This window comes from Terriglobales bacterium (assembly GCA_035543055.1).
Lineage (GTDB): Bacteria > Acidobacteriota > Terriglobia > Terriglobales > Acidobacteriaceae > JAIQFD01.
In genome coordinates this window covers 1-8,023 of the sequence record DATKKJ010000204.1, presented here as the reverse complement: position 1 = coordinate 8,023, position 8,023 = coordinate 1, and the positions used below count along the sequence as shown (strand labels likewise).

Here is an 8,023-nt window from a genome sequence, read left to right as displayed (position 1 = left end):
TTCTTCTCGTCGGCGGACTCCTTCGCCATGATCCGCGGGGGCCACATCGACATGTGCATCCTGGGGGCCATGCAGGTGTCGGAGCAGGGCGACCTGGCCAACTGGACCATCCCCGGCAAGATGGTCAAAGGAATGGGCGGGGCCATGGACCTGGTGGCGGGAGCGCGGCGGGTGATCATCGCCATGGAGCACACTACCCGCGAGGGCGCGCCCAAGATCTTGAAGAAATGCACCCTGCCGCTGACCGGGGTGAAGGTGGTGGACACCATCGTCACCGAGATGGCCTACATGCGGGTGACGCCGACCGGATTGGTGCTGGAAGAGATCGCACCCGGCCTGACCGTGGATGACGTGCAGAAGGCGACCGAGGCAACGCTCATCATCGGCCCGGAACCGAAGGTGATGGCGGAATAGCAGTACCTAGTACCCAGTACCAAGTACCAAGGGGCGCGGCGGAGGCCGCGCCATTTTCTTGCTTAGAATGCGTGCCGCAAGACGCGGAAGGGGAGCACAACTATGGACCAGACCACGAGCAGTGCGCCTTCCACCGCGATTCCCACCAGCCGGAATGGCAGTAGCAGCAGCCAGACGAAGGGATAGAGCACCAGCGCCAGCAGCGCACACGGCCAGCACAGGACGAACAGGATGCACCACAGGATGAAAGTCAGCATGAGCGTGTACCTGTCTGAAGATACGCACATCCCGCGGAAAAGTTCAGTGATCTAGGTTCCGGCCTGCTCCAGCCGCCTCAGGGAGTCCTCATAGGGAGCGCGGGCGATGCCGCGTTCGGTGATGATGGCGCCCACGTAGCGCGCGGGCGTGACGTCGAAGGCCGGGTTCTCCACCCGCACGCCGTCGGGCGCGATCTGGGTGGGACCCACGTGGGTGACCTCACGCGCGGAGCGTTGCTCGATGGGGATCTTGTCGCCGCTGGGCGTCTCCATGTCGATGGTGGACCAGGGAGCGGCGACGTAGAAGGGGATGTTGTTCTCTTTGGCCAGGACGGCGACCGAGTAGGTACCGATCTTGTTGGCGACGTCGCCGTTAGCAGCGATACGGTCGGCGCCGACCACCACCGCCTGGATCTTGCCCTGGCGCATCAGCGAACCCGCCATGTTGTCGGAGATGACCGTAGTCGGGATGCCGTCCTTCATCAGCTCCCAGGCGGTGAGCCGCGAGCCCTGCAGGAAGGGCCGGGTCTCGTCGGCATAGACGGCGATCTTCTTGCCGGCTTCGACGGCGGCACGGATGACACCCAAAGCGGTGCCATAGCCGCCGGCGGTGGCCAGCGCGCCGGCATTGCAGTGGGTGAGCACGTTGCCCGAGGCCGGCATGAGGGCAGCGCCGTGCTTGCCCATGGCCTCGTTGACGGCAAGGTCCTCCAGGTAGATGCGCTGGGCTTCGGCGATGAGCTCCTGCTTGATGCGGGCCACCGGCTGTTCGCTCAGGCTCTCGAACTTCTGCTGCATGCGGCGGATGGCCCAGAACAGGTTCACGGCCGTCGGCCGGGTCTCGGCCATGGCCTCGCAAACCTCGTCGAAGCGGCGGCGGAATTCGGAGAGATGGTCGCCCTCGGCGTCGCGTGCGCCCAGCGCGATGCCCATGGCGGCGGCCACCCCGATGGCGGGGGCGCCGCGCACGATCATGGTCTTGATGGCGCGGGCGACCTCTTCGTAGGTGGCGCAGGTGACGTAGCGCTCTTCGGTGGGCAGCCGGGTCTGGTCAATGAAGCGGACGCCGGAGCCGGTCCATTCGACGGTCTTGATCATTCTTCAACCGGCGGGCTGGGTGGCCTGGCTGCGCTTGAGGTGCGCGGCCCGGATCTCGGCGGCCTTGTAGATGGTGATGAATTCGGCTCCCGCTGCGGCCTTTTCGACGTGGGCGCGGCCTTCCGCTTCCTCGCGTTCCACCAGGCAGATGATGCCCAGCACGGTCATGCCGGCGGCGCGTACCGCTTCGATAGCGCCGATGATGGAGGCGCCGGTAGTGCAGACGTCGTCCACGATCACCACCTTGGCCCCGGCTTCCTGGAAGCCCTCGATGCGCTGTTTGGTGCCGTGCGCCTTCTCGCCCTTGCGTACCAGGAAACCGTGGATGAAGAAGGGTTCGCGGTCGAAGTCTTTGGAGCGGGCCGGGAAACGGGTCTGCACCGACTGGGCGCTGAGCACGCTCACGGCGGTCACGATGGGATCGGCGCCCATGGTCATGCCGCCGACGCCTTGCGGCTGCCAGCCACGGTTGCGGATCTTGTCCAGCACTACCCGCCCCGCCAGGCGCGCGCCCTCGGCGTGCAGCGTGGTGGCGCGGCAGTCGATGTAGTAGTCGCTGGTGGCGCCGGAGGAGAGGGTGAACGTGCCGAGCCTGAAAGAGCGTTCTGCCAGCAGTTCGAGCAATTGGTCGCGTGGTTCGGGCATAGGCGTACTGGGCGAAACGGCAAAGATATCACGACTCCCCGCCTTGAGCCATCGGCGAGAGGTGCCGCTGAATGCCGCAGGGACTATTGCTGGAGCACTTTCTCCAGGTGGCGGAAGCCGTCGCTGGCCACGTAGAGCAAGGTGAACAGCGTGCCGTTGTAGCCGATGTGCATCATGAATCCCGGGACCACCGAGCGAGTGAGGATGCGGGTGATGGTGAGCGCCATCCCCACCAGGAACAGGACGAGCAGCGGTCCCCAGGCATGGGCCAGCTGCGCGGAGTGCATCAGGGCGAACCCCGTTGCGGTAAGGACGGCGCCCAGGGTGACGCCCAGACGCCGGGCGACGACGGGATAAAAGAATCCGCGGAAGAACAACTCCTCCACCAGGGGCGCCAGGCTCACGCCAAAGACGGTGATGAGCCAGGCTGAGGCGCGGTCCTGGAAGTACTTGTCGATGGGGAGATGCGACGGGAAGGGAAGGTATCGGCCGAGCAGTCCGACGCCAAAGGCCAGGGCCACGCCTCCGGCCACGTAGTAGAGCCAGACACCTGCTGGAGGAGCCATCCAGCGGACGGCGTCATTGAAACGGCGCCCGTACTGGGTGGTGACCAGGTGGTGCATGAAGGCCAACACCCCGAGGTAAGCCAGGCACTGCGCGCCCAGAACGACCTGTACCAGTCGAGGCGACATCTCCGTCGGCACCGAGATGCCGAAGAACCGCAAAACCACCGCAATCGCCAAGCCGAACACCATCCAGCCGGCCAGGAAGACGGCGACGATCATGACCACGTCCCAGAGATTCCAGGCAGGATCACGGAGAGCCGGAGGGGCCAGTTCCGCGGCTGTTTCCATCGGCGGAGCCGGGTCGGAGAGCGGGTTGGGAGAGATGCCCAAGTTACAAGGCCACGGATTAGATGCAGACCGAAGAGGTCCGGCTACGATGTTATCGCGAGCCGGGGGCGGGCGGGAATCCGGAGTCGCGAATCCACAAATCGCACGCACAAAGCGGCTGCTTCTCATCCAACCCAGCAGTACAATCAGCACAGATCCACCAGGAGGCGGATATGATGGCCATCCGTTTGGTGCGACTCATTGAAACCCATGCCGATCGCCTGGCGCATGGACTCCAGCACAAATTCCAGCATTCTCCGCACTGTGCCGACCTGAAGAAGGTGCCTTCAGCGGAACTGAAAGACCGCAGTTACGAGATCTACCGTAACCTGAGCGACTGGCTGACCGCGACATCGGAGGCCGAGATCGAACACCGCTACATCGCGCTGGGAGCGCGGCGGGCGGCGCAGGGCGTCGCGCTCAGCCACCTGGTGTGGGCGCTCACCGCCACTAAAGAGCACCTGTGGGAGTTCCTGGAGAGCGAGGGCCTGGCGGAGAAGCCGGTCGAGCTGTTCGGGGAGCTGGAACTGCTGCACCGCATCGAGATGTTCTTCGACCGGGCACTGTACTATGCGGCCATCGGTTACGAGAGGGCATCGAAGTCGGCGGCAGCGTAGGGGTTCAGGCACGTCTGGGGCGTACGGCGGCGAAGGTCATGTCCGTGGCCTTGCTGCGCGTACGCTTTTTCCATTTCAAGAACATCGCGCCGTAGGAATCAGTGATGTAGTCGCGCGGGCCCAGCCCCAGGCGGCGGGCGGTGGCGTCGATCCAGCGTGGCGGGCCCTCGATCTCACCCACGTCACCGAGGGGGGTCTGGTCAAGCACCACGTGGCCCCGGCCGTCGGCCCACTCCGAGCGGAACTTCTCATAGCGGAAAGCGGGACGGTATCCGAGAGCCCGTAGCAGGGCGTCCATCTTCCTGCCGTCGGCGACCGCGGTCTCGATCTCGGCGCGCGACTTATGGCGTTTGGCCGTGCCTTTGGATTTGTGGGTGAGCTTCCACGCGCCTCCGAACTCCCGCAGGCGGAGGATCTCGCCGCGGCGGCGCAAGGGGCTGCCGGCAAGGTCGTAAAGGACGTTCATCTCATGGGTCCGCGGGGTGATTCGCTGGAAGCCCATGGCCCGCAGCCGGCGCTCGACGGCGGAGAGATCGGAGATGAGGAACTTGATCTCGACTTCGTTCACGGCAGGAGTATACGGGAACTCTCTAGCCGCTGATGCCCCGCGCAGGTATGATGTGCGGCCCGGAGGCGAGATGAAGGGAACATTGCAGAAGAGCGGCAGAAAGCATTTCAACCTGCCCCGAGATCACGAGTATCCATTCAGCGACGGGGTGCTGGCCGGGGACACTCTGTACCTGTCGGGCAGGATCGGGCTCGATCCCAAGACCGGCCGCGCGGCGCAGGATGTCGAAGAGGAAGCGCGGTTGATGCTGGACGGCTTCCGGGAAGTGCTGGCCAAGGCCGGGATGACCATGGACGACCTGGTCTATGCCACCGTCTATTGCACCGACCTGTCTCTGTTCCCGCGATTCAATGCGGTGTATCGCACGTTCTTCCGCAAGCAGTTTCCGGCACGGGCGTTCTTGGGAGTCAAAGACCTGGTGTTGGGGGCCAGGTTCGAGATCCAGGGGATGGCCGTGAAGCGGAGAGGGCATAGCGCATAGTCCATAGCGCATAGCTCGGACCCCAAAGCTAGATCGGCTCGTAGAGGTGCGCGTCGAGGCGGTCGCCCAGCGTCATTAACTCGCCGCGGGCGTACAGCCGGAAGTGGGGAGTAGCGCGGTGGGCCTCCAGCGCGGCTTCGTCCTTGTATTGCTCGTAAACGAAGAAGCGGGAGCGGTCCTCGCGCCCGCGGTGCACCACGTACATCAGGCAACCGGGCTCCTTGCGCGATTCCGCCTGCAAAAGGGAAAAGACGCGCTTCATCTCCTCTTCCTTGCCGGGATGCGCCTTCCAGGTGACCGCCAGCACGATCATGCTCAGCCCCTGGCCTGCACTTTCTGAGGCTCGAGCACGGGCAGCGAGTCCAGGAACTCGGGGGCGAACATGGTCTGGTCGCGGTCGGGGCCGGTAGAGACCATGCCGACCTTCACTCCGGTCTCCTTCTCGATGAACGCCAGGTATTCGCGCGCCTTGGTCGGCAGCTTCTCGATGCTGGTGATGCCGGAGGTCGGCTTCTGCCATCCGGTCAGCTTCTCGTACACCGGTTCCAGCTTCTGGTAGCCGCTGATCTGGGCGGGAACCTCCGATACCTTCTTGCCGCCGATCCTGTAACCGACGCAGATGGGGATCTCGGCCAGCTCGTCGAGCACGTCCATCTTGGTGACCACCAGCCAGGTGATGCCGTTGATCATGCGGGAGTAGCGCAGCAGGGGCAGGTCGAGCCAGCCGGTGCGGCGAGGACGCCCGGTGACCGCGCCGAACTCGTTGCCCTTCTTGCGCAGCTTGTCGCCCATCGGGTCGTGGAGCTCGGTGGGGAAAGGCCCCTCGCCCACGCGCGTGCAGTAGGCCTTGGCCACGGCGATGACGCTGTCGATGGCGTTGGGCGCGATGCCGGTGCCGATCACCGCCCCTCCCGAAGTGGCGCTGGATGAGGTCACGAACGGGTAGGTGCCGTGGTCGATGTCGAGCATGGTGCCCTGCGCGCCCTCGAACATGATGGATTCGCCCGCCGCCAGGGCCTTGTTGAGGAGCACCGCGGCGTCTACCACGAAGGGGCGCACTTGCTCAGCGATGGCCGCGTAGTCGTCGTACATGGCGTCGGGGTCGAGCGGCTCCGAGTTGAACAGCGCGTGCGCGATCATGTTTTTCTCGTGGCAGGCGTTGGCGATGTGGGTCTTGAGCAGGGTTGCGTCCAGCAGGTCGGCGACCCGCAGACCGCGGCGGCCCATCTTGTCTTCGTAGGTCGGGCCGATGCCGCGCGAGGTGGTGCCGATCTTCACCCGCCCGGGAGCGTTCTCGCTGGCCAGCTCGATCATGCGGTGGTAGGGCAGGATGACGTGAGCGCGGTTGCTGACGAAGAGATTGCCGTCCACGTGCACGCCGGCGGCGCGCAGCGCGTTGACTTCCTTGATCAGCGCCATGGGATCGAGCACCACGCCGTTGCCGATCACGGCCCGGCAGCCTTGCCGGAGGATGCCGCAGGGGATCAGTTGCAGGATGAACTTCTTGCCGTTGATGATGACGGTGTGGCCGGCATTGTGTCCGCCGGAATAGCGCGCGACCACGTTGAAGTGGTCGGAGAGCACGTCAACGATCTTGCCCTTGCCCTCATCGCCCCACTGGGCGCCGACGATGATCGCGGTCTTACCTCGCTTCAACTGCGTCTCCAAGAGTTCTGGACTGGCGCACTCCTTGCCCGCGACTGGTCTCTGCCTGAGTTCTAAGGGATACGTACGCGGAAAGGGTTACGGCAAATGATAGCAGAAAAGAAGTACTCAGTACTCGGCGCTCAGTACTCAGTAGGGTGTGGTGTCAGTCTTTAAAAAATCGCTTGGGGAAGAGCGGCTTTCTCTCTCTGAAGTGAAAGACAATGGCAATTCCGATGCCAAGCACGACAGCACCTAAAAGGAAAAACTTCGCAATGGGAAGACCAGTTAGTCCGAGGACCACAAAGCCAATTGCCACAATGATCGCGACAGACCCGGTACCTATCGCCATGATCCGATAGGGACCTGGATGACGCGGTGTGCTGTGATCCTTCACCGCACCATTATCCCACTCTAGCAGCAGCAGTGCGACCTCCTCGCAAGCCAGGTCTTTAGTGAGTACCGAGTACTGAGTACCGAGTACCGAGTACTGAGTACTCTGGTAGCATCGAAATACAGCATGGAAGAACGGCTTCAAAAGATCATCGCCGCCGCCGGGATCGCCTCGCGGCGCAAGGCCGAGGAGCTGATCACCGGCGGGATGGTGACCGTCAACGGCCAGGTGGTGACCCAGCTCGGCTCCAAGGCCGACCCGGAACGCGACCACATCCGCGTGGGCAACAAGCTGCTGCGCGGCCCGGAGCGGCACGTGTACGTCGTGCTCAACAAGCCCAAGGGATTCGTGAGCACCGTCTCCGACCCGCAGCGCCGCCCGACGGTGATGGACCTGGTGAGGGGTGTGGGGGCGCGCGTCTATCCCATCGGCCGCCTGGACTACGCCAGCGAGGGGCTGCTGCTGCTGACCAATGACGGCGAGCTGTCGGCGAAGCTGATGCACGCCTCGTCGCACGTCCCCAAGACCTACCTGGTGAAGGTCAGCGGCCGGCCGACCGAGGACGAGATCGAGCGGCTGTGCCGGGGCGTGCGCATCGGCGGCAAGACCGACCCGCGCGGTGGGAAATCGGTGGTGACCGCGCCAGCCAGGATCCGCCTCCTGCGCGAGGCAGAGAATCCGTGGTACGAGGTGACACTCATCGAGGGGCGCAACCGGCAGATAAGGCGGATGTTCGAGGCGGTTGGCCACCACGTGGAGAAGATCAGGCGGGTCCGCTATGGCCCGTTGGAACTCGATATCGAGCCCGGGCTATGGCGGAATCTGTCGCCGGCCGAAGTAGAAAGACTGAAAAAAGCGGCGCAAGGACGCGCGAGGGCGGCTGTCCCACACACCCGCAGGCGTGATACAAAATAATCGATGACCAAATTCGAAGACCTGGTGCCGGAGTTCATCCGCAAGCTTCCCGGCTACGTCCCCGGCAAACCCATCAAACAGGCAGAACTCGAATCCG

12 protein-coding genes are annotated in these 8,023 nt (G+C 64.1%); 4 read left to right on the top strand and 8 right to left on the bottom strand.

What is annotated here, in order from left to right:
• Nucleotides 1-414: CoA-transferase (locus tag VMS96_13430; protein HVP44429.1), on the top strand; the 414-nt coding region annotated here is incomplete at its 5' end.
• A 62-nt stretch (nt 415-476) separates the two neighbouring features.
• On the opposite strand, the gene VMS96_13425 is transcribed toward VMS96_13430, so the two are convergent.
• The 4 genes from VMS96_13425 to VMS96_13410 all read right to left on the bottom strand — a co-directional run bounded on the left by VMS96_13425 (nt 477) and on the right by VMS96_13410 (nt 3,268).
• Nucleotides 477-671, bottom strand: coding sequence for a hypothetical protein (locus VMS96_13425; protein ID HVP44428.1), 195 nt, complete (start codon nt 669-671; stop codon nt 477-479).
• A 51-nt stretch (nt 672-722) separates the two neighbouring features.
• Nucleotides 723-1,769, bottom strand: coding sequence for an S-methyl-5-thioribose-1-phosphate isomerase (gene mtnA, locus VMS96_13420; GenBank protein ID HVP44427.1), 1,047 nt, complete (start codon nt 1,767-1,769; stop codon nt 723-725).
• A gap of 3 nt (nt 1,770-1,772) precedes the next feature.
• Complete coding sequence (gene pyrE / locus VMS96_13415; GenBank protein HVP44426.1) at nt 1,773-2,414, bottom strand: orotate phosphoribosyltransferase; 642 nt, start codon at nt 2,412-2,414, stop codon at nt 1,773-1,775.
• An 83-nt stretch (nt 2,415-2,497) separates the two neighbouring features.
• Nucleotides 2,498-3,268: a CPBP family glutamic-type intramembrane protease gene (locus tag VMS96_13410; protein HVP44425.1), complete on the bottom strand. Its 771-nt coding sequence runs from the start codon at nt 3,266-3,268 to the stop codon at nt 2,498-2,500.
• 212 nt (nt 3,269-3,480) lie between these two features.
• Between VMS96_13410 and VMS96_13405 the strand changes: the two genes are divergently transcribed.
• Entirely contained in the window at nt 3,481-3,924 is a 444-nt protein-coding gene (locus VMS96_13405) for a hypothetical protein (protein HVP44424.1), read from the top strand.
• A 4-nt stretch (nt 3,925-3,928) separates the two neighbouring features.
• Here VMS96_13405 and VMS96_13400 read toward each other — a convergent pair whose 3' ends face one another.
• Complete coding sequence (locus tag VMS96_13400) at nt 3,929-4,492, bottom strand: class IV adenylate cyclase (GenBank protein HVP44423.1); 564 nt, start codon at nt 4,490-4,492, stop codon at nt 3,929-3,931.
• Nucleotides 4,493-4,562: 70 nt separating this feature from the next.
• Between VMS96_13400 and VMS96_13395 the strand changes: the two genes are divergently transcribed.
• Nucleotides 4,563-4,973 carry a RidA family protein gene (locus VMS96_13395; GenBank protein ID HVP44422.1) on the top strand — a complete coding sequence of 137 codons (411 nt, stop codon included), beginning with the start codon at nt 4,563-4,565 and terminating at the stop codon, nt 4,971-4,973.
• A gap of 28 nt (nt 4,974-5,001) precedes the next feature.
• Here VMS96_13395 and VMS96_13390 read toward each other — a convergent pair whose 3' ends face one another.
• The 3 genes from VMS96_13390 to VMS96_13380 form a co-directional block, all read right to left on the bottom strand.
• Nucleotides 5,002-5,286, bottom strand: coding sequence for a putative quinol monooxygenase (locus tag VMS96_13390; protein ID HVP44421.1), 285 nt, complete (start codon nt 5,284-5,286; stop codon nt 5,002-5,004).
• A gap of 2 nt (nt 5,287-5,288) precedes the next feature.
• Nucleotides 5,289-6,629: an adenylosuccinate synthase gene (locus VMS96_13385; protein HVP44420.1), complete on the bottom strand. Its 1,341-nt coding sequence runs from the start codon at nt 6,627-6,629 to the stop codon at nt 5,289-5,291.
• A 154-nt stretch (nt 6,630-6,783) separates the two neighbouring features.
• Nucleotides 6,784-7,155 (bottom strand): hypothetical protein, encoded by a 372-nt coding sequence (locus tag VMS96_13380; GenBank protein HVP44419.1) that lies wholly within the window; start codon nt 7,153-7,155, stop codon nt 6,784-6,786.
• Between VMS96_13380 and VMS96_13375 the strand changes: the two genes are divergently transcribed.
• The gene (locus VMS96_13375; GenBank protein ID HVP44418.1) at nt 7,138-7,926 is read left to right on the top strand and encodes a pseudouridine synthase; all 789 of its coding nucleotides are present in this window, start codon (nt 7,138-7,140) and stop codon (nt 7,924-7,926) included. The genes VMS96_13380 and VMS96_13375 overlap by 18 nt on opposite strands.
• Nucleotides 7,927-8,023: the final 97 nt, after the last annotated feature.